The 19,916-nt window shown below is 70.6% G+C and carries 18 protein-coding genes; 12 read left to right on the top strand and 6 right to left on the bottom strand.

Annotated elements, in window-relative coordinates; genetic code table 11:
* Positions 1-48 precede the first annotated feature (48 nt).
* Positions 49-648, bottom strand: coding sequence for an OmpA family protein (locus tag B1991_RS06070; protein ID WP_136257827.1), 600 nt, complete (start codon positions 646-648; stop codon positions 49-51).
* 219 nt (positions 649-867) lie between these two features.
* Positions 868-1,878 (bottom strand): Lnb N-terminal periplasmic domain-containing protein, encoded by a 1,011-nt coding sequence (locus tag B1991_RS06075; protein WP_136257828.1) that lies wholly within the window; start codon positions 1,876-1,878, stop codon positions 868-870.
* Between the two features lie 123 nt (positions 1,879-2,001).
* Between B1991_RS06075 and B1991_RS06080 the strand changes: the two genes are divergently transcribed.
* The gene (locus B1991_RS06080) at positions 2,002-2,247 is read left to right on the top strand and encodes a hypothetical protein (protein ID WP_136257829.1); all 246 of its coding nucleotides are present in this window, start codon (positions 2,002-2,004) and stop codon (positions 2,245-2,247) included.
* A gap of 152 nt (positions 2,248-2,399) precedes the next feature.
* On the opposite strand, the gene B1991_RS06085 is transcribed toward B1991_RS06080, so the two are convergent.
* Both B1991_RS06085 and B1991_RS06090 read right to left on the bottom strand, forming a co-directional pair.
* Positions 2,400-4,190, bottom strand: a complete 1,791-nt coding sequence (locus B1991_RS06085; protein WP_136257830.1) for an acyl-CoA dehydrogenase C-terminal domain-containing protein — start codon at positions 4,188-4,190, stop codon at positions 2,400-2,402.
* A 22-nt stretch (positions 4,191-4,212) separates the two neighbouring features.
* Positions 4,213-4,704 carry a hypothetical protein gene (locus B1991_RS06090; RefSeq protein WP_136257831.1) on the bottom strand — a complete coding sequence of 164 codons (492 nt, stop codon included), beginning with the start codon at positions 4,702-4,704 and terminating at the stop codon, positions 4,213-4,215.
* Positions 4,705-4,886: 182 nt separating this feature from the next.
* Here B1991_RS06090 and B1991_RS06095 point away from each other — a divergent pair, with 182 nt between their 5' ends.
* The 9 genes from B1991_RS06095 (at position 4,887) to B1991_RS06135 (ending at position 12,992) form a co-directional block, all read left to right on the top strand.
* A complete protein-coding gene (locus tag B1991_RS06095; RefSeq protein WP_136257832.1) occupies positions 4,887-5,354 on the top strand; it encodes an SET domain-containing protein in 468 nt (155 codons plus the stop codon).
* Positions 5,355-5,435: 81 nt separating this feature from the next.
* On the top strand, positions 5,436-5,954 hold the full coding sequence (locus B1991_RS06100; RefSeq protein WP_136257833.1) for an RDD family protein: 519 nt from the start codon (positions 5,436-5,438) through the stop codon (positions 5,952-5,954).
* Positions 5,955-6,635 (top strand): RDD family protein, encoded by a 681-nt coding sequence (locus B1991_RS06105; RefSeq protein ID WP_136257834.1) that lies wholly within the window; start codon positions 5,955-5,957, stop codon positions 6,633-6,635.
* Positions 6,632-7,609: a stage II sporulation protein M gene (locus B1991_RS06110; protein WP_136257835.1), complete on the top strand. Its 978-nt coding sequence runs from the start codon at positions 6,632-6,634 to the stop codon at positions 7,607-7,609. Before B1991_RS06105 ends, B1991_RS06110 begins: the two co-directional genes overlap by 4 nt.
* Complete coding sequence (locus B1991_RS06115) at positions 7,599-9,131, top strand: DUF4129 domain-containing protein (protein ID WP_136257836.1); 1,533 nt, start codon at positions 7,599-7,601, stop codon at positions 9,129-9,131. Before B1991_RS06110 ends, B1991_RS06115 begins: the two co-directional genes overlap by 11 nt.
* Positions 9,128-10,243 carry a hypothetical protein gene (locus tag B1991_RS06120; protein WP_136257837.1) on the top strand — a complete coding sequence of 372 codons (1,116 nt, stop codon included), beginning with the start codon at positions 9,128-9,130 and terminating at the stop codon, positions 10,241-10,243. The genes B1991_RS06115 and B1991_RS06120 overlap by 4 nt, the downstream gene beginning before the upstream one ends.
* On the top strand, positions 10,240-11,238 hold the full coding sequence (locus B1991_RS06125) for an AAA family ATPase (RefSeq protein WP_136257838.1): 999 nt from the start codon (positions 10,240-10,242) through the stop codon (positions 11,236-11,238). Before B1991_RS06120 ends, B1991_RS06125 begins: the two co-directional genes overlap by 4 nt.
* Positions 11,238-12,545, top strand: a complete 1,308-nt coding sequence (locus B1991_RS06130; RefSeq protein ID WP_136257901.1) for a DUF58 domain-containing protein — start codon at positions 11,238-11,240, stop codon at positions 12,543-12,545. The genes B1991_RS06125 and B1991_RS06130 overlap by 1 nt, the downstream gene beginning before the upstream one ends.
* Positions 12,546-12,614: 69 nt before the next feature.
* Positions 12,615-12,992 (top strand): hypothetical protein, encoded by a 378-nt coding sequence (locus B1991_RS06135; protein ID WP_136257839.1) that lies wholly within the window; start codon positions 12,615-12,617, stop codon positions 12,990-12,992.
* Between the two features lie 24 nt (positions 12,993-13,016).
* Here the strand turns inward: B1991_RS06135 and fusA are convergent, their stop codons facing one another.
* Entirely contained in the window at positions 13,017-15,056 is a 2,040-nt protein-coding gene (fusA, locus tag B1991_RS06140) for an elongation factor G (RefSeq protein WP_136257840.1), read from the bottom strand.
* A 402-nt stretch (positions 15,057-15,458) separates the two neighbouring features.
* Between fusA and B1991_RS06145 the strand changes: the two genes are divergently transcribed.
* Together B1991_RS06145 and B1991_RS06150 are read left to right on the top strand one after the other, a co-directional pair.
* On the top strand, positions 15,459-16,340 hold the full coding sequence (locus tag B1991_RS06145) for a hypothetical protein (RefSeq protein ID WP_136257841.1): 882 nt from the start codon (positions 15,459-15,461) through the stop codon (positions 16,338-16,340).
* Positions 16,341-16,362: 22 nt separating this feature from the next.
* The gene (locus tag B1991_RS06150; RefSeq protein ID WP_246031073.1) at positions 16,363-18,210 is read left to right on the top strand and encodes a hypothetical protein; all 1,848 of its coding nucleotides are present in this window, start codon (positions 16,363-16,365) and stop codon (positions 18,208-18,210) included.
* Positions 18,211-18,340: 130 nt separating this feature from the next.
* Here the strand turns inward: B1991_RS06150 and B1991_RS06155 are convergent, their stop codons facing one another.
* Positions 18,341-19,804: an Era-like GTP-binding protein gene (locus B1991_RS06155; protein WP_136257842.1), complete on the bottom strand. Its 1,464-nt coding sequence runs from the start codon at positions 19,802-19,804 to the stop codon at positions 18,341-18,343.
* Between the last annotated feature and the right edge of the window lie 112 nt (positions 19,805-19,916).

Below are 19,916 nucleotides of genomic sequence, written 5' to 3' on the forward strand. Positions count from 1 at the left end.
CCGCCTTCGCGGGAATGGCGAGGCAGCGACGGCCGCCCGGGGTGCCGCTTACGGTGCAGTCGTGGCGACTGCGCCGGCGCCGGTGGCGTCGACGGTGAGCGAGACGCGGCGGTTGTCGCGGCCCTGGTCGCGCGTGGCGCCCTTGGCGACCTGGCGGTTGCTGTCCTCGCCGTAGCTGACCGCACGTACCTGGTCGGCGGACAAGCCGCTGCTGACCAGGAAATCGCGCACTGCCTCGGCACGCTGCATGCCCAGCTTCTTGTTGTAGGCACGCGAGCCGGCCGGGTCGGCGAAGCCTTCCACCGTGATCAGCACGCCGGGGTGGTACTTGCCGATGGTCGCGGCAAAGTCCTGCAGCGCGGGCTTGTCCTGCTCGTCCAGGGTGGCGCTGTTGAACGCGAAGTGCGCCACCGTGTCGATGCTGACGCGGCCCTGCATGGCGGTGATCTGGCTGTCGTACTTGGCGAACTGCGATTGCATCTGCTGCTTGATCGCGTCGATCTGCTGCTGCTGGTCGGTCTGCTTCTGCTGCAGCTGCTGGATGGCCGTGTTGAAATCGGATTGCTTGACGTACTGCGAGCAGCCAGTCAGGCCGATGGTGAGCAATCCCGCCGTCAATGCGGCCGCGCGAGTGATCCTCGTGTTCATCCGGGTCTCCTGGTTTTGCGGGGTGGGGTGCATGCAGGCGCTGATGACAGCGGCGCGCCTGCAGGGCGAACGAAACGGTGCCGCCACTGCTGTCCTCCCGGAACCTAACCCATCGAGGCGGCAAGGGTACGTAAATGCGGCACATTCCGCATCGCGCCGTTCAGGTCGGGTTGCATTGCGCGGCTCGCGCGAGATCGTGATGCGAACGGCTCGCGCGCATCAGTCGTGTGCGGCGACGGCGCGCACCGCGCGCGAGAAATCGGCGCCGGCCGGTGCGGCACGGGCGCGTTCGCTGATGCGTGCGCGCTCGCGCAGTGTTCCGATCGGCACGCGGCGATCGAGGGTGCCGATGCCTTGCAGATACTCCGGCAGATAGCCGGTCAGCAGCAGGCGCATGTCCCACGGCAGGCCCGGATCGATCTGCCGCGCCATGCGATAGACGAGGGTGGTGCAGTTGGAGGTGAAGGTGTTGTAGAACGCCGGCCGTGCGGCCAGCCGGTTGGCCGCGTGCACGTAGGAGAGCAGCAGCACGCGCAGCGTGGCCTGTCCGATCTGCAGCGGATACAGATAGACGTCCTCGTCGCGCACGTTGGTGCGCACACGGATGATGTCGTCCTCCTCGGCGCCGACCAGGATCGTCTCGAACTGCTTGAAGAAGCCGCCCATCGAGGAATACTCCTGGTCGCGGCTCTTGCGCACCTCCACCGAGAACACCAGGTGGCGGCCGTCCTCGAAACCGAACGAGATCATGGCGTGGGCGATCGCCCGGCTGCCCCAGTGCGACAGCACCGCATCGGCGCTGGCCAGTTGCGCCAGGTCGTATTCGTGGCGCTCCCAGCGGATGTCGTAATCGTTGTCGCTGCGCCAGGCGAAGTGGCGCACGTTGTCGAGCACCACGCGATCTCCGTGCACGCTGCCGGTCAGCATGCGGGCAACGTCGTCGCGCCAGTCGCGCGCGCCGGAGGGCTTGATGGCGACCCACCACAGCAGGACGATCGCGTACAGCGCGGCATAGACGCCCAGTGGCAGCCAGCTGCGCCCGCCGATCGCGCAGGCGCACAGCATGCCGGTCGCGATCACCCAGAGCGCGCTGCCCAGCGCGCGCACGAGGTGGCCGCCGGGCAGCCGATACCACAGCGCCAGCGCGGCCCACGCGCCGGAACAGAACACGATCGGCGTCATCGCGGCCACGAAGGTCACGCGGCCGATCATGCCGAGCTTGTCCGTCATCCCGCCGATGCTGCCGCGATCCATCCGCCCAGCGTGCCGATTCCGCGGTCGGAAAACAACGCGCGGCCCGAAACCGGCGCCGGGCGGGCGGCGAGTTGGCAAGCCTGTTGCATCACCTCGGGCATGAACGACATCGCCTATGACATTTCCCATCTGCTCGACGTCGAACGCCAACAGGCCGATGTGCCTGCGCCGCGGGTCGTGCGGGCCGTCCCCACCGTCCCGGCACGGGTCGCCCGCTCCGGCGTGGCCGAGGCGCAAGAGGCGCTGGCCCGTGAACTGATCCAGTGCGCGCCGATCCACGACGCCATGGTCCAGCAATACCTGCGCATGAGCGGCGAAACCTTTCGCGAGGGCCGTGCCGGTTGAGCATCCGCCCGGCCGCCGTTGCCACTTTTGAGCAAAAGCTGACCCGGCGGGACATGTGACGTGCCGCACATGGCCGCACTTCGGTCCATGACTGCCCTGCATACGAAAGAGCCCGGCATCGCCGGGCTCTTTCGTGCGGGGGTACCTGCGGCTCAGTCGATCGCCGGCACGCTGGCCACACCAGCCTCGATTGCCGCCTGGTGGGCCAGTGTGCGGGGCAGCAGGCGGCTGAAGTAGAACGCCGCGGTGTCGCGCTTGGCCTGCTTGAACGCAGCCGACTGCGTGCCGTTCTCTGCCGCCAGCACGCTGCGCGCCCACAGGTAGGCCAGGGTCACATAGCCGGAGTAGTACAGGTAATCGGTGGCCGCCGCGCCCAGTTCCTCGGGATTGCCCTGGATGCGCTGGGCCAGCGCCACGGTGAGATCGCTCCAGTTTCGCGTGGCCACGGCGAGCGGGCCGATGAACGCCTTCAGCGATGCGGTGTCGGCGTGCTGCTGGCAGAACGCGCTGATCTCCTCCAGGAAATGCTTGAAGCCCACACCCTGCAACTGGAGGATCTTGCGGCCTAGCAGGTCGGCGGCCTGGATGCCGGTGGTGCCTTCGTACAAGGTGATGATGCGCGCGTCGCGGACGAACTGTTCCATGCCGTTTTCGGCGATGTAGCCGTGACCACCGTAGATCTGCAGCGCTTCCTTGGTGCACTCCTGCGCCAGCTCGGTGGTCATGCCCTTGGCGATCGGGATCAGGAAGGCGACCAGTTCGCCGGCCTTCTGGCGCGCCGCCTCGTCCGTGGCGCGATGCTCGATGTCGGTCTGCAGCGCGGTGCACAGCACCAGAGCGCGCGAACCTTCGACGAAGGCGCGCTGGGTCAGCAGCATGCGCCGCACGTCCGGCTGCACCAGCAGGTTGTCGGCCGGCTTGTCGGGGAACTTCGGACCGGACAGCGAGCGTGACTGCAACCGCTCGCGCGCGTAGTTGAGGCTGTTCTGCAACGCGCGCTCGGCCAGCGCCAGGCCCTGCACGCCGACCGACAGCCTCGCCGCATTCATCATGGTGAACATCGCGGCCAGGCCCTTGTGCGGCTTGCCGATCAGGTAGCCCTCGGCGCCGTCGAAGTTCATCACGCAGGTGGAGCAGGCGTGGATGCCCATCTTGTGCTCGATCGCTCCGGCGGCGACGCTGTTACGCTCGCCCGGCTTGCCGTCGGCGTCGAGCTTGAACTTCGGCACGATGAACATCGAGATGCCGCGGCTGCCTTCCGGCGCGTCGGGCAGGCGCGCCAGCACCAGGTGCACGATGTTCTCGGTGAGGTCGTGCTCGCCGGCGCTGATGAAGATCTTGGTGCCGCTGATCTTCCAGGTCGGACGGCCGTTGGCGTCGGCCTCGCCCGGTACCGCGCGCGTCTTCAGCAGACCCAGGTCCGAGCCTGCCTGCGGTTCGGTCAGGCACATGGTGCCGGTCCAGCGGCCGGCCACGATCGGCTTCATGTACAGCTCGCGCTGCCATTCCTCGCCATGCTGTTCCATCGCGTGGGTGGCGCCCTCGGATAGCAATGGGTACAGGCTCCAGGCCAGGTTGCCGGACTGGAAGATCTCGGTGGTGGCGGTGCCGAGTACGCCGGGCAGGGCCTGGCCGCCGTACTGCTCGGGGTTGGTCAGCCCGGTCCAGCCGCCTTCGGCGAACTGCCGGAACGCCTCCTTGAACGAGGCCGGCGTGGTGACCTTGCCGGTGGCCTTGTCGAACTGGCAGCCCTCGGCGTCCGCCGGCGCATTGGTCGGCGCCAGCAGCTGCTCGCTCAGGCGGCCGGCTTCTTCGAGCACGGCGTCGAGCAGGTCGCGGCCGTGTGCCTCGCCGCCTTGCAGCGAGGTGAGTACCGGCTCGGCGCCCAGCACATCGAACAGGGCGAAGCGCAGGTCGTCGAGGGGGGCCTTGTAAGCGGTCATGGGAACTCCTGAGGTAGGCGGTTTAGCGGAAGGTATGCGCGATGCCGGGCACGGCCGAGATCCAGTCCTTGCCGCTGAAGTCGAAGGCGCGCGCCTTGCTCTCCTGCTCGGGCTTGGCGGTCGCGCTGCCGCTGATCGAATAGGCCAGCGACGCGGCGCTGCCCTTGTCGGCGATGGCCTGCAGGGCGCGGGTCATGGCGTCGGTGGGCCATACCTTGAGCCGGACCACGTCGCCGGCGAGCTGCGGGATGTCCAGTTCGAACGTGCCGTGCAGCCGCACCGGCGCCAGCGCGGCGATCTGCAACTGGCCGTCCAGTGACCGGAAGTCCATCCCGGCATAGCTGTTGTTCTGGATGCGCAAGGTCAATTCCCACTGTCCGTCGGGCAGCACCTGCAACTGCTGGATGCTCACCGTGGGCGGGAACACGCTCTTCTTCGCCGGGCCGCAGGCGGCCAGGCCCAAGGCCAGCAGGGCGAGCAAAAGCGGGGCAACGACCCAACGCAACGGACGCATCGCGGTTCTCCAAACGATCGTTTGAATCCTGACTCTAACCGCGATCGGGGTGTCGGCGCCAGTCGACCGCGCAGGTTGCGGTCGCGGCCCGCACCGGGGGGATCGCGTGGCGCGCCGAGGTTTCGCGGTGGCGCGCAAACAGGCATTATCGACGGCTTGCCTACCAGTCCGGGTCCTGCCGCATGTCACGACGTTTTGTTGCCCGCCGCTCTCCCATCCACGGCAACGGCGTGTTTGCCACCGCCCCGATCGCCCGCGGCGAGGAGATCATCGAATACAAGGGCAAGCTGCTGACGCCGGACGAGGCCGATGCGCTGTACGGCGATGGCGGCGAAACCGGGCACACCTTTTTGTTCACCCTCAACGAGCAGTACGTGATCGACGCCAACCAGCGCGGCAATACCGCGCGCTGGATCAACCACAGCTGCGCGCCGAACTGCCGCGCCGTGGTCGAGGAAAGCGCCAGCGGCGACCCGCGCCGCGACAAGGTGAAGATCGAGGCGATCCGCAACATCAAGCCCGGCGACGAGCTCACCTACGACTACGGCATCGTGCTCGAGGTGCCGCACACCGCGCGGCTGAAAAAGCTGTGGCAGTGCCTGTGCGGCTCGCCGAACTGCACCGGTACGCTGCTCAAGCCCAAGCGGTAGCCGCACTTCGAATATCGCTTCTATACTCGCTGCAGTTGCCGTCGAGGGGGACGGCAACATGGACAGTGACGGGGGAACGCGATGGAAACCAATCCTTATGCCGCGCCCGAGGCGACGGTCGACGACGTGCGCGCGTGGGACGCGCAGGGCCTGGAGGAACGCAAGGCCAGCCGTGGCAAACGCCTGGGGGCGGCGCTGCTCGACGGGGCGATCAACCTGGTCTGGGCCGTCCCGGTTTTCTGGGGCGCCGTGATGGCAGCCGACGTCGGCAAGGGGATCAAGCCTGCCGCGCCGACGGGCGGCGTGATGCTGCTGGGTTTCGCCCTGCTGGCGGCGATCTTCGTGGTCAACTGCGTCCTGTTGCACCGGAGCGGCCAGACCCTCGGCAAGCGCATGCTCGACATCGCCATCGTGCGCACCGACGGCAGCCGCATGGGCCTGTTGCGCTACATCTTCATCCGCGTGCTGCCGGTGGGCCTGCTCGGCGCCATTCCCTACATCGGCTGGCTGGCGTCGCTGGTCGATCCGCTGCTGATCTTCGGCAATGAACGCCGCTGCCTGCACGACCTGATCGCCGACACCATCGTCGTCGACGTGTAGATGATCGACACCGTCCGCGAGATCGAGACCGCCGAAGGCATCTCGCTGCGCCTGCGCGCCGCCGGGGCACTGCCGCGGGCGCAGGCGTGGGTGCTCGACCTGCTGCTGCGCGGCGTGTTCTTCATCGTGGCGATGATTCCGCTGTCGATCTTCGGCGTGGCCGGCAACGGCCTGGCCATGCTGCTGCTGTTCGCGCTGATGTGGGCGTATGCGGTGATCTGCGAGGTGTGGATGGACGGCCAGACGCCCGGCAAGCGCGCGCTCGGCCTGCGCGTGGTGCATGCTGACGGTACGCCGGTGACCTGGTTGCCGTCGGTGGTGCGCAACCTGCTGCGCGCGGTGGACATCCTGCCCGGCGTCTATGGCGTGGGTCTGGTCAGCACCCTGGTCGATCCGCACGCGCGCCGGCTCGGCGACATCGTGGCCGGCACCATGGTCATCCATGCGCGCGAGCTGCCGGCCGGCCAGCAGGTGCCGGCGATGCCCGCGCTGCCGCTGCCGCTGGTGCTGTCCGCCGACGAACAGGCCGCGCTGGTCGACTATGCCGAGCGCGCCGGCCAGCTCACCGTGCAGCGCCAGGAGGAGCTGGCCAACCTGCTGACCCCGCTGACCGGCCTGCGCGACACCGCGGCGATCCGGCAGCTGGTGGCCTACGTGAACTGGCTGCTGGGGCGCGCATGAAACAGGAACGCTTCGTGGCCCTGCACGGCAAGACCTGGGATCGCCTGCAATCCTGGCTGCATGCGCTGGACCGCCAGCCGCGGCGCACGCTGCGGCAGGAGCAGGCGCTGGATTTCCCCGCCGAATACCGGCGCGTCTGCCACCACCTGGCACTGGCCCGCGGACGTGGCTACAGCCATGAAGTGACCGACCGGTTGCAGCAACTGGTGCAGCACGGCCATCGCGTGCTGTACCGGCCGCCGCCGCCACGCTGGCATCGGGTGGCGACCTTCCTGCTCGCCGGCTTTCCGCGCCTGGTGCGTGCGCAGTGGCGCTGCATGGCGCTGGCGGCGGTGCTGTTCTACGTGCCGGCGCTGGCGATCCTGCTGCTGCTGCAGTTGCGGCCGGAGTTGGCGCACACGTTCTTCAGCAGCGCCCAGCTGGCCCAGTTCGAGAAGATGTACGACCCGGCCAATCCGCACATCGGCCGCAGCAGCGGCACCGACCTGCAGATGTTCGGCTTCTACGTGATGAACAACGTCGGCATCGCGTTCCGCACGTTTGCCTCCGGGCTGGTGTTCGGCGTCGGCGCGGTCTATGTGCTGGGTGCCAACGGCGTGCTGATCGGCGGCATCGCCGGCCACCTCACCGCGATCGGCTACGGCGGTCCGTTCTGGCGTTTCGTCGCGGGGCATTCGCCGTTCGAGCTCACCGCGCTGGTGATCGCCGGTGGCGCCGGCCTGCACCTGGGCCTGACCTTGCTGGCGCCGGGCCGGCGGCGGCGCGGCCCGGCGCTGGTGGCGGCCGGCTGGGTCGGCGCGCAGCTGGCGCTGGGCGCGTTCGCGATGCTGCTGGTGGCGGCGTTCATCGAGGCGTACTGGTCGTCCATCGCCAGCCTGCCCGACCCGCTGCGTTTCGGCGTGGCCGGCGTGCTGTGGCTGCTGGTGCTGGGCTGGCTGTGGCGCGGCGGCAGGGCGGTGCGGCATGGAGCTTGAACGCATCGGCGTGGTGTTGCGCCCGCGGGTGACTCGCGAAGCGCTGGATCTCGGCGCGGCGATGCTGCGCGCGCATGCGCGGCCGGTGTGGTCGGCCTGGTTCGCCTTCACCCTGCCGCTGTTCGTGCTGTGCAACGGCCTCGGTGTCGCGCTCGGCTGGCCGTGGCTGGGCTGGGTGCTGATGTGGTGGTTGAAGCCGCTGTTCGACCGGCTGCCGCTGTACGTGCTGTCGCGCGCGGTGTTCGACCAGGCGCCGGGCTGGCGCCAGACCCTGCGCGGCCAGGCGCGCTGGCCGTGGCGACGGACGCTGGCCGCGCTGACCTGGCTGCGCGTCGACAGCAACCGCGCGCTGCGGTTGCCGCTGGATCTGCTCGAAGGCAGCACGCGGGCGCAGCGTTCGGCGCGCTGGAAAGTGCTGCGTCGGCGGCTGGTGGGTGAAACCAGCCTGCTCACCTATTTCTGCCTGCTGTTCGAATTGGTGTTGTTCCTCAGCGTGTGGCTGTTCGCGCTGCTGTTGATTCCGCACGAGTGGCGGCCGCAATCGCTGATCGAACTGGTGCGCGGCGACACGCAGGTGATCCCGACCGCGTGGGTACTGGCCGGCGCCGGCGTGGCCTATCTGGCGATGAGCGTGATCGAGCCGCTGTACGTGGCCTGCGGTTTCGCGCTGTATCTCAACCGGCGCACGCAGCTGGAGGCGTGGGACATCGACCTGGCCTTCCGGCGCCTGCGCGCGCGGCTGCAAGGTGTCGCGCTGCTGGCAGGCGCGCTGCTTTGCTTCGGCGCATGGACGCCAGCAGCGCAGGCGCAGGCGACGGCCGAGGTGCACACCGCGGCCGTCGCCAAGCCGGCCAGCGTGTCGCTGGACGCGGTGTTCGGTGCCCGCGCGGAGGCGCCCGATCCGCGCCTGGCGCAAGCAGCCGCGCAGGCTTATCGCGACCCGCGCTTCGGCGGCGAACACACGGTGCGGCGCTGGGAATTCAAGTACACGCCGAAGCCGGCCACGGCGACGGTCAATCCGCTGTTTCCCTGGCTGGGACGCCTGCTGGGCGGATTCTTCCAGCTGCTGTTGTGGCTGCTGCTGATCGGCGTGCTCGGCGGCCTGATCTGGCTGGGCTGGCGCTGGCGCGGGCGCTGGCTGGTGCGCGAGGAGGAGGCCGCGCCGGCACTGTCGCCGCCGATATCGTCGATGGTCGACGCGCCCGCCGCGCTGCCCGCCGACCTCGCCGGCGCGGCGCGCGCACTGTGGCAGGCGCAGCACCGGCGTGAGGCACTGGCGCTGCTCTATCGTGGCTGCGTCGAGCAGACCGCGCGCGAGTTGCGGCAACCGCCCGCGGCAGATGCGACCGAGGCGCACTGGCTGCGCCAGGCGCAAGCCATCGACGATCCGCAGCGCAGCCGCCGCGTGATCGAGATCGTGCGCACCTGGCAATTCGCCGCCTACGCCGGACGCTATCCGGACGACGCCACCGTCGAGCAACTGCTGGCCGGCTGGCCGGCGCAGCCCGGGGCCTCGACATGAATCGCAAGTCGCTGCTGATCGCCGCCCTGATCGGGGCCGCGCTGGCGCTGCTGGTCGCCGTTTTCTTTGCCACGTTCGAACGCAAGGACGTCACCGAGGCGATTCCGCCGCATGGCGCGGCGCGCAGCAACCGTTTCCTCGCGCTGGAACTGATGCTGCACGAGCTGCAGTTGCCGGCGCAGTCGCTGACCACGCTGAGTGCGGCGCGATTGCCGCTGCGCCCTGGCGATACCGTGCTGCTGGGCGAAAATGCCGGTCGCGTCGATGCCGCCGCTGCAGCACGGCTGGTGGCGTGGGTGCGTGGCGGCGGTCACCTGCTGCTGTCGCCGGGATCGGCCAGCGTGGCGCGCACGCCGTTGTTCGATGCGCTCGGCCTGCTCGATCCGCGCTCGGCGTCGTTCGAGTGCGTGGCCTTGCACGGCGCAACTGGGAGTAAACGCGATGATGTCGCCCTGTGCGGTTCGCGCTTCCGGTTGCGGCCCGACGCGGCGGCGAAACTTGGCGTCGCAATCGGCACGCCACACGACGGCTATCTGTACGCGCGCCTGCCGCTGGGGCAGGGCACGGTCAGCGTGCTGTCCAGTTTTGCGCCGCTGGCGCGCAGCGCGCTGAAGCAGGCCGCGGCGCAGGAATTTGCCTGGCGCCTGCTGCAACCCAATCGCGGCCGCGGCACGGTCTACCTGGTGTATGCGCTGGACGGTCCGCCGTTCCTGAAGTTCCTCGCGATCCAGGGCTGGCCCGCGCTGCTCGCGCTGGCGCTGCTGCTGGCCGCATGGATGGCGATGCGCAGCGCCCGGCTCGGTCCGTTGCTGCCGGCGCCGCCGGCGCATCGCCGCGCCTTGCTCGAACACGTGCAGGCCGCCGGCGAATTCCTCTATCGCCGCGACAGCGGCCGCAGCCTGCACGCGCTCGCCTGCCAGGCGGTGCTGGCGCGCCTGCGTCGGCGCGATCCGGCCTGCGTGATGCTGCATGGCGAGGCGCTGTACGCGCGCCTGGCCGAGCGCAGCGCGCTGGATGAGACGCGCGTCGCGCAAGCCTTCCAGTCACCGGCGAACGCGCAGGCGTTTCGCACTTCCATCCTCACCCTGGCCCGACTCAGGAACCGTCCATGACCCTCGATACGCTCGCCGCGCCGGCCTTGCCGCCGCCTTCCACCGCCGAACTCGGCGACCACGTGCGCGCGTTGCGCGAGCAGGTCGGCCGCGCCTTCATCGGCCAGGCCGAGGTGTTCGACCAAGTGCTGCTGGCGCTGCTGGCGACCGGCCACGTGCTGATCGAGGGCGTGCCGGGGCTGGGCAAGACCCTGCTGGTGCGTGCGCTGGCCGCGTCGGTCGGCTGCACTTTCGGCCGCGTGCAGTTCACCCCCGACCTGATGCCGGCCGACGTCACCGGCCACGCGATCTACGATCCCAAGACCGAACGCTTCCAGATCCGTCGCGGCCCGGTGTTCGCCAACCTGCTGCTGGCCGACGAGATCAACCGCGCGCCGGCCAAGACCCAGGCCGCGCTGCTCGAATCGATGCAGGAAGGGCAGGTGACCATCGAGGGTCGTCGTTTCGCGCTGCCGGCGCCGTTCATGGTGGTGGCCACGCAGAACCCGATCGAGCAGGAGGGCACCTACCCGCTGCCCGAGGCGCAGCTGGACCGCTTCCTGATCAAGGTGGTGATCGGCTATCCCGGGCTGGAGGACGAGCGGCGCATGGTCGCGCGCGTGATCGACGGCAAGGTCGCCGCCGACCTCGACGTGTCGCAGGTGCAGCCGGTGCTGAGCCAGGCGCAGCTGCTGGCGGTGCAGCAGGCGGTGGCATCGATCCGCATGGATGCCGCGGTCACCGACTACGCCGTGCGCATCGCGCGCACCACGCGCGAATGGCCGGGCGTGATCGGCGGCGCCGGCCCGCGCGGCGGGCTGGCGCTGGCGCGGCTGGCGCGCGCGCAGGCGGCGGTCGACGGCCGCGATTTCGTCACCCCCGACGACGTGCGTGCGGTCGCGCTGCCAGCGCTGCGCCATCGTCTGCTGCTGGCGCCGGAAGCGCTGCTCGAACGCCAGCGTCCCGACGACGTGCTCAAGGCGCTGCTGCACAAGGTGCCGGCGCCGCGCCAATGATGCGGCCGGCGCCCGCGCTGCTGTGGCTGCTGCTCGGCTGGACCGTGCTCGGCGTGCTGGCCAGCCTCGGCTGGCTGCCGCTGGCGGCGTGGCTGGCCGGCGGCGGCGCGATCGCGCTGCTGGCGTTCGTCGACGGCTGGCGTCTGCGCCGGATGCCGTCGCCCGAGCTGTCGCGCGAACTGGCGCCGGTGCTGCCGCTGGGGCCGGAGGCGCGGGTCGGCCTGCGTGTGTGCGGTACCGCGCGCCGCGCGCAGAAGCTGCGCCTGCACGATCTGCATCCGGGCGGCTGGGCAGTGCGAGGCATGCCGCACACGCTGCGGCTGCCCGCGGGCGGCGACGTGCGGATCGAGTACGCGATCACGCCCGACGCGCGCGGCCAGTTCACCTTCGACGGCTGCCACGCGCAACTGCATTCGCCGTGGCGTTGCTGGTCGGCACGCCGCGTGCTCGGCGCGGCATCGACGGTGCGCGTGTATCCGAATTTCGCCGCGCTGGTCGAGCTGGCGGGCTTGAGCGTGGAGTTGGCCTCGCGCAGCGTCGGCGCGCGGTTGCAGCGGCGCCGCGGCGAAGGCACCGAATTCCAGGAACTGCGCGACTACCGCGTCGGCGACAGCCTGCGCAAGATCGACTGGAAGGCCACCGCGCGCAGCAGCCGGCTGATCTCGCGCGAGTACCGTGACGAGCGCAACCAGCAGGTGGTGCTGATGCTCGACTGCGGCCGCCGCCTGCTGGCGCAGGACGATCGCCGCGTGCATTTCGACCACGTACTGAACGCCTCGCTGGGCCTGGCCAGCATCGCGCTGCGCCAGGGCGACGCAGTCGGCCTCTTGGCCTGTACCGGCCAGCAACAGCGCTGGTTGCCGCCGCAGCAGGGCAACGGCGGCATGGACATGCTGCTCGGCGCCGGCTACGACCTGCATGCGATGCCGCTGGCCACCGACTACCTCGCCGCCGCCAGCGCCCTGCAGGCATACCAGCAACGCCGCGCGCTGGTGGTGCTGATCACCAACGTGCGCGACGAGGACGACGCCGAACTGCGCGCCGCGGTGACCATGCTGTCCAGGCGTCACCTGGTGATGCTGGTCAGCCTGCGCGAACTGGCGCTGGACCACGCCGCCGCCGAACCCGGCGACGAACTGGAAGGGAGCATCCGCAGCGCCGCCGCCATGCATTACCTGGCCGACCGCGAGCGCACCCACGAGGCACTGCGCCGCGAAGGCATCAACACGCTGGACGTGAGCTGCGGCGAACTGTCCGGTGCGCTGATCGAGCGCTACCTGGCGATCAAGCGGGGCAATCGGCTGTAGGGGGAAAGGCAGGCGCGCTTCGCGCTTGTCTTCAGGTAAACGCCGTTCAAATCCGATCAGGGGGAAATCATGGAAAATCCGTATCAGAGTCCCGGCGCCGTGCTGGAGGTTCACGAAAAGCGCAGCGCGTCGCTGGACGATGTCGCTTCCGGCCAGAAGCTGGTGATCTACGCCATCCTGCTCTACTTTCTCGCCGCCGCACTGCGTGCAGCGGTAGGCCCGATCGCCTTGCTCGCCCTGCTGGTCTGCCTCGGGATGTCCTGGACCGGCATCTACAAGATCGCCCGCGGTCTGGACTATCCCGTCTGGGGACGCATCGTGCTGCTGGTGCTGATGCTGGTCCCGCTGGTCGGCCTGCTCGTGCTGGTCATGCTGAGCTCCCGGGCCACCTCGCGGCTGCGCCAGGCCGGCTATTCGGTGGGACTGCTGGGAGCCAGGGATTACTAGCGCCCGCTTCGCTTTTCGTCCGCCTCACTCCTCCTCCACCTTTGGCCTCCACGCCTCCCCCAGCTGCTTCTGCACGGTGGCGGGGGCCGCTTCGTAGTGGCTGAGGTCGAGGCTGTAGCGGCCGCGGCCGCCGGTCATGGATTTCAGTTCGGTGGGGTAGTCGATCAGTTCGGCGAGCGGCGCCTGCGCCTTGATCACCAGCTCGCCGCCGCGCTGCGTGTCGGTGCCCAGGATGCGCGCGCGCTTGCCGGCGAGGCTGCCGGTGACGTCGCCGACGTCGCGCTCGGGGATCGCCACCTCGACGTTGACGATCGGCTCCAGCAGCACCGGGCGCGCCTTGGCCACGGCATCGAGGAAGGCCTTCTTGCCGGCGCTGACGAAGGCCACTTCCTTGGAATCGACCGAGTGGTACTTGCCGTCGTAGACGGTCACCCGCAGGTCCTGCAGCGGGTAGCCGGCCACCACGCCGCGCTCCATCGCCTGGCGCACGCCTTTCTCGATCGCCGGCAGGAACTGGCCGGGGATCACGCCGCCCTTGATCGCGTCGACGAACTCGAAGCCCGCGCCGCGATCGAGCGGTTCGATGCGCAGGAACACCTCGCCGAACTGGCCGGCGCCGCCGGTCTGCTTCTTGTGCCGGTGGTGGCCTTCGGCGTGAGCGGCGATGGTCTCGCGATAGGCGATGCGCGGCGGGCGGGTTTCCACTTCCACGCCGTAGCGTTCGCGCATGCGTTCGAGCATCACCTTCAGGTGCAGCTCGGAGAGCCCGCGCACCACGGTCTCGTTCAGTTCCTTGTGGTGCTCGACGCGAAAGCAGGGATCCTCCTCGGCCAGCCGTGCCAGCGCGTTGGACAGCTTCTGTTCCTGGCCCTTGTGGCGCGGCTCCAGGGCCAGGCCGACCATCGGCGTGGGGAAGCGCGGCGGCGCCAGCGCGATGCGGTCGTCGTCGTGCGAATCGTGCAGCACCGCGTCGTAGTGGATCTCCTCGACCTTGGCCACCGCGGCGAGATCGCCGGGAATCGCCGCCTCGATTTCCACGTGGTTCTTGCCCTGCAGGCGGAACAGGTGGCCGACCTTGAACGGCTTGCGGCCGTCGTCGACCAGCAGCTGGCTGTCGCGCCGCACGGTGCCCTGCCACACGCGGAACACGCCCAGCTTGCCCACGAACGGGTCGTTGATGATCTTGAACACGTCGGCGATCACCGGCGCCTGCGCATCGCCGCTCACGCGCAGCGGCATGCCGTCGCCGCGCACGAAGGGCGGCGGGTTGCCCTCGGCCGGATTCGGCAACAGTCGCGCGGCGACGTCGAGCAGTTCCTTCACGCCCGCACCGGTGCGCGCGCTGGCGAAGCAGATCGGCACCAGGTGGCCTTCGCGCAGGCATTGCTCGAAGGCGTCGTGCAGTTGCTGCGCGCCCAGCGCCTGCTCGCCCTCGTCCAGGTAGCGGCCCATCAGCGCCTCGTTGATTTCCACCACCTGGTCGATGATCTGCTGGTGCGCCGCCGCCAGCGAGGAGAAGTCGGTGGCGCCGTCGTCGTGGAAGAAGCAATCCAGCACGCGGTTGCCGCGCTGCGCCGGCAGGTTCACCGGCAGGCACTGGCTGCCGAACTCCTCGCGCAGCGCATCGACCAGGGCGGCGAGGTCGGCGCCGTCGAAGTCGATCTTGTTGACCACCAGCATGCGCGCCAGGCCGCGCTCTTGGGCGTGCATCATCATGCGTCGCGTGCCGTGCTCGATCCCGTTGATCGCGTTGACCACGATCGCCACGCTCTCCACCGCGGCCAGCGCGGACAGCGTGCCGCCGCGGAAATCGGCGTAACCGGCGGTGTCGATCAGGTTGATGCGGCAGTCGCCGTGCTCGACCTGGGCGATGCTGCTGTCGATGGAATGGGCGCGCGATTGTTCCTGCGCGTCGGTGTCCGACACGGTATTGCCGCGCTCGACGGTGCCGATGGACTGGATCGCGCCGCCGGCATGCAGCAAGGCCTCGAACAGCGTGGTCTTGCCGACGCCGGCGTGACCGGCGAGCGCGATGTTGCGGATGCTTTCCGTGGTGTAGGACACGATGCGACCCTCCTCATGCTAAGGGCGCAGCCTCGTGGCATGAACGGCACCGCCCGAGGCCGCGCGGGGCGGCTGGAAAAGCGGGCCGTCATGGTCGTCCTGCGCGATGTGGCAGCGAGGGCGGTCATGGCGGGGGATCGGCGCGGGGCGTCGATCGGCCTAGCCTTGTGCCATGCGCAGGCGGGGTCAAGCTGCACTGCGGGGAACCGCTTGGCGCCGGGTGCTGTCTGCCGTAGGTGGTCGCGCCGCGGCGACGCGATCGTCGCGCCGGTCGAGCGGGATTCAATCGCGCCGCGCCATGCTGCGACCGCCCACCGCTTTCCACGAGGCTCCACCATCGCCCTTGCGCCGCAACCCCAGCCAGCCACGTCCGCGCCGCCCGAGCCTGCGCGGCTCGAACTCGTGCCTGCGGCCGGCGACTGGCGGGCGCGGGCCGCGCGGCAGCGACATCGCTGGCGCGAGCCGCCGGTCGAGCGGGCCACGCATCGCTGGACGTTGGCCGCGGTACTGCTGCTGCATGCGTTGTTCGCGCTGGTGGCCTGGTACGGCACGCGCCCGCCGGCGCCGCGCGCCGAGGCGGCGGTTCCCGAGCAGTTCCTGCAGATCCGGCTGATCGAGGACACGCCGGCAAGTCATGCGCCGCCGCCGCTGACCCTGCCGCCCGCACCGCCTCCGCCGTCCGCGGTGCCGCCACCGGTGCGGGCGCGGCCGGAACCGCCGGCCAAGGGCGCGATGGTGGTGCAGAGCCCGCCGCGCTTGTACGACGAGCATGGCCAGCCGCTGCTGCCACCGGCGCCTGCTTCCAGTGCGCCAGCGCCCGATTACGTGCAGCGCATGCCGCAGGGCGATACGCAGGTCATGCGCCACGACAGCCCGATCAAGTACAAGCCCACCCGCTTCGCGGACGACTGGGAGAAGGGCGGCAGTTCCGTCGACAGCGCGCTGCAGAAGCTGGTGGACAAGACCACGAAGAAAACGACCATCCACCTGCCCGGTGGCATCCGCATCCACTGCGCGGTGTCGCTGGCGATGCTCGCCGGCGGTTGCGGTGGCGACCCACCGCCGCCGCCGTCGGCGAAAAGCGGCGACATGCGCCTCAACATGGCGCCGGCCAGCACGCCCGACGGTCGCACGCACGGCTTCGTTCCGCCCAGCGTGGAGGCCTGCATCGCGATGTATCGCGACGGCAAGCCGCTGGCGCAGGGCTGCCCGGTGGACACGCCGGACCGCGCCGTGGACGAGGAGTTGCGCGAGCGCAAGGCCGCGCGCGGCACCGGCCACTGATGGCGCCCGCTACACTGGCCGCATGCCCGCGCCGTCCCCGGATTCCGTCCCCACCGGTCGTGCCGTCAACCCCGCGCGGGTCCTGCTGGATTCGCCGCTGGCGGCAGCCACACGCGGCCGCGTCTATCATCTGCGTCGGCGCCCGCCACCGCCGTCGCGGGGCCGTCGCGCGCTGGCCTTCCTCGGCACCTTGCTGGTGCATCTGTTGTGCCTGTTCGCCTTCGTGCTTGGCCCGGCCTACGAGCCGACCGTGCTGCCGGACAACGCGCGCGAACCGCTGCTGCAGGTGCGCCTGATCGAACCACCCGAGCCGCCGCCCCCGCCGCCGGTGCATGGCACGCCGCCGAAACAGCGCGGGCCGCGCCAGCAGGGTCGGCAGCATCCCGCGCCGCGTGTCGAACCGAACGCCAACGCCATCCCGCTGACGGCCGCCGTCACTCCCGCAAAGCCGGCGAAGCCCATGCCAGCCGCCGCGCCGCAACCGCCGGTGAGCCTGCCGGCGCCGACGCCGTTGCCGCTGCCCAAACCGGCGGCACCGGCCGTGCCGGCGCCACCGCTGGCGCTGACCCTGCCTGCGCCGGTGGCTCCCGCGCTGCCGGCGCCCCAGCCGGAACCGCAGCGTCCGCCGCAGGCCGAAGGCAACCGCCCGATCCTGCCACCCACCGCGCTGGCCCTGCCGCAGGCGACTGTGCCTGCCGCCGCCGCACCGCCGACGATCACGCTGCAGGTCACGGCACCGACCACGCTGGCGCCGCTCAGCGAAGCGCCGGAACCGGAGCCCGCGCCACCGCAGGTGCCGCACCCGCAGCCGCAAGCCTTGGTACCCGCCGCGCCGATCGCGCCGCCTGGTCCTCGCCTGGTGCCGGATCTCGCCAAACCCGCGCAGGTGGCCGAAGCCATGCCGGCCGAACCTGCCGCGCCACCGGCGCCACCCAATCCGCTGGCGCCGACCCGGGTGGAATTGCAGCAACCCGCGCCGGCACCGGTGCCGCCACCGGCAGCCCTGCGCCCGGCGGCACAGGCCCCGACGACGGTGGCCGCGATTACGCCTGCGCCCGAATCCACTCCCGAACCCACACCGGCGCCCGCCGCCTCGGCGCCAGCGCAGCCGGCGACCGCCGAGGTCAGTCGCGCACCGGAGGCAAGCCCGCAAGGCAGCGACACCGCCACGGTGGGCGAGCCGGCCGGCGCGGCCAGTATCACCCCGCCGCCGACGCCTGCACCCACGCCTGCGGCAAGTCCCGCGGCCGGCACCGCGAAGCGGACCGCATCGTCACTGGCGGCGGGCAAGCTCGGCGGCGATCGGCCCGGGGCAGCGCAAGGCGCCGAGCACGGCGCGGCGGGGGACTACGTGCAGCTGAAGCCGAGCGGCGACACCGAAATCATGCGTCATCGCGCTCCCGACGTCGGCTACCGACCCACCCGCTTCGAGCAGGACTGGGCACCCGAGGACGAAAGCTCGGTCGACGCCGCGCTGCGCCGCGCGGTGGAAAAGACCACGGTCAAGCACACCTTCCACCTGCCGCGCGGCGTGCGGGTGGAGTGCGCGGTGAAACCGCTGCTGCCGATCGCGCTGTTCGGCTGCCGCAACCCCGACCCGCCGCCGGCACCGGTCGCCGCCAGCGCATATGCGCCGCTGCACCTGGCACCCGCCGCGCCGCTGGCGCCGACCGTGGCGACCAGCGCGCCGGCACCGGCGGCCTCCACGCCGATGGTGAAGTACGACAACGCCGCCGAGTGCGCCGCCGCCCGCGTCGCCGGTGGTCCGCTGCCCCCGGGCTGTGCGTCGGACCTGCCGCCTGCCGCACCGATCCACGTTCCCGCTGCTGCCTCCAGTTCGTGGTTGCCGGCAGGCGATCAGTTTCATTGAGGGCGGGAATGGCGGGAAAGTTCGCAGGAGCCCGCTGGCGGGCGATGCTCTTGCTTTTGCGGATCCCGAATCCCCGCCTTTCAAAGCATCGCCCGCCAGCGGGCTCCTGCGCGAGTCACGTGAGCGGCGCTTACTCCCCGCGCGGTTCGCGCAGCGTGTCCATCGTCAACGTCGCCAGCTGCCGCAGGCGCGTGCTGCCGGCGTCGGCGAGCAAGGTCTTCAGGCGCGCGTCGGCGTCGTCCTGGTCCAGTGTTTGCCGCTCGGCCAGCGAGGCGGCCAGGGCGCGGCCCATCGAGTCGAAGATCAGCGCGTAGGCAAACGCGTGCAGCACGCCGCCGCCCAGCGTGCCCAGGCCGGGGAACGCCTTCAGCGCATTGCCGGCGACCGCCAGCACGATCGAGCTGCCGGTGCGCAGGGTCAGCCGGGCCTGACGCACGAAGTCCTCGATCTGCACCTCGCTGAGCTTGACGCCGTACAACTCGGCCAGCGCGCGCGTGAGACCGGTCGCCAGCACGCCCTGGATCACCAGGTCGCTGCCCGGCGCCACCGCCGCCATCGCACCGACGATCGCGCGGCGGGCGTACTGGCGCACGATGCGTTCGGCGGTCTCGGCGCGGGTCTGCGCCTCCAGCGTGCCGGTGCGCTGGTGCAGGCCGGCGAGCACCGCCTGCTCGCGGCGCGGTTCCAGCCCTTCGGCGCCGGCAGCGGTGAGTCGGGCGAGTGCGCGCAGCAGCGGTTCGATCGCCGGCTTGCGCTGGCGCTCGACCGATTCGGTGCTGCCGTCGGCGAGCCGGCGCTGGTAGCGCTCGCCGCCGCCGGCACTGATCGCCACCACCGCGCTGGCGATGCCGCGCGATTGCGCGCGCAGCTTGTCCAGCAGTTGCGCCAGCTCCGCCTCGCCCCACTGGTCGGCCTTGTTCAACACCAGCAGCAGCGGCTTGCCGAAATCGGCGAGCCAGCGCAACTCGTCGACCTGGCCGCGGGTGAGGTCGCCGGCGCACAGATAGATCACCGCGTGGGCGCGCAGGGCTTCCTGGCGCGCCTCGCGTTCGCGCACTTCGCCGCCGCCCTCGCGGCTGCCGGGCACGTCGGCGAGTACCAAGGGGCGGCCGTCGGGCAGGATGCTGTCGTAGTGGCCGACCGTGCGGGTGGTGCCGCCGCGCGCATCGCTGGCCAGCGTCGCGTCCGGCGCGAGCGCACGGATCAGGCTGGACTTGCCGGTGGAGATTTCGCCGAACAGTGCCACGTACAGGCGCGCGCCGAGCCGGCGCTGGTCGAGGTCGCCCAGTTCGGCAGCGAGCGCGCCGGTGTCGGCGCCGTGTTCGCGCAACTTGTCGATGCGCTGCTCCAGGCTGGCACGGTCGGGCACCGGCAACGGCCGGCGCCGGCGGCGCGGACGCAGCAGCCACCACAGCACGGCGAGACCGGCGGCGGCGAAGGTCGCCAGCACCAGGCCCAGCGTCCACTGCAACGGTGCGGGCAGGGCGAGGAAGCGCTGGGCCAGCGCGAGGAAACGTTCCGCCGCGGCAAACAGCAGCCACAGCAGTGCGGCGATGGCCAGGGCGGCGAACAGCAGGCGCAGGCGTCGGGACATCCGGCGATTGTAGGGGTTCGTGCGCCGCGCACGCCCATGGCCGATGGCCCTTCGCCGCACCACGGCATGCGCGGTACGATCCGCGCATGCCGTGCGGCAAGCCCTTTCCCCA

Origin of the sequence: Rhodanobacter lindaniclasticus (assembly GCF_004799035.1) — a bacterium.
Lineage (GTDB): Bacteria > Pseudomonadota > Gammaproteobacteria > Xanthomonadales > Rhodanobacteraceae > Rhodanobacter > Rhodanobacter lindaniclasticus.

Coding starts and splice junctions, on each gene's coding strand:
- B1991_RS06070 (WP_136257827.1), bottom strand. CDS start 648: ATGAACACGAGGATCACTCGCGCGGCCGCATTGACGGCGGGATTGCTC.
- B1991_RS06075 (WP_136257828.1), bottom strand. CDS start 1,878: ATGACGGACAAGCTCGGCATGATCGGCCGCGTGACCTTCGTGGCCGCG.
- B1991_RS06080 (WP_136257829.1), top strand. CDS start 2,002: ATGAACGACATCGCCTATGACATTTCCCATCTGCTCGACGTCGAACGC.
- B1991_RS06085 (WP_136257830.1), bottom strand. CDS start 4,190: ATGACCGCTTACAAGGCCCCCCTCGACGACCTGCGCTTCGCCCTGTTC.
- B1991_RS06090 (WP_136257831.1), bottom strand. CDS start 4,704: ATGCGTCCGTTGCGTTGGGTCGTTGCCCCGCTTTTGCTCGCCCTGCTG.
- B1991_RS06095 (WP_136257832.1), top strand. CDS start 4,887: ATGTCACGACGTTTTGTTGCCCGCCGCTCTCCCATCCACGGCAACGGC.
- B1991_RS06100 (WP_136257833.1), top strand. CDS start 5,436: ATGGAAACCAATCCTTATGCCGCGCCCGAGGCGACGGTCGACGACGTG.
- B1991_RS06105 (WP_136257834.1), top strand. CDS start 5,955: ATGATCGACACCGTCCGCGAGATCGAGACCGCCGAAGGCATCTCGCTG.
- B1991_RS06110 (WP_136257835.1), top strand. CDS start 6,632: ATGAAACAGGAACGCTTCGTGGCCCTGCACGGCAAGACCTGGGATCGC.
- B1991_RS06115 (WP_136257836.1), top strand. CDS start 7,599: ATGGAGCTTGAACGCATCGGCGTGGTGTTGCGCCCGCGGGTGACTCGC.
- B1991_RS06120 (WP_136257837.1), top strand. CDS start 9,128: ATGAATCGCAAGTCGCTGCTGATCGCCGCCCTGATCGGGGCCGCGCTG.
- B1991_RS06125 (WP_136257838.1), top strand. CDS start 10,240: ATGACCCTCGATACGCTCGCCGCGCCGGCCTTGCCGCCGCCTTCCACC.
- B1991_RS06130 (WP_136257901.1), top strand. CDS start 11,238: ATGCGGCCGGCGCCCGCGCTGCTGTGGCTGCTGCTCGGCTGGACCGTG.
- B1991_RS06135 (WP_136257839.1), top strand. CDS start 12,615: ATGGAAAATCCGTATCAGAGTCCCGGCGCCGTGCTGGAGGTTCACGAA.
- B1991_RS06150 (WP_246031073.1), top strand. CDS start 16,363: ATGCCCGCGCCGTCCCCGGATTCCGTCCCCACCGGTCGTGCCGTCAAC.
- B1991_RS06155 (WP_136257842.1), bottom strand. CDS start 19,804: ATGTCCCGACGCCTGCGCCTGCTGTTCGCCGCCCTGGCCATCGCCGCA.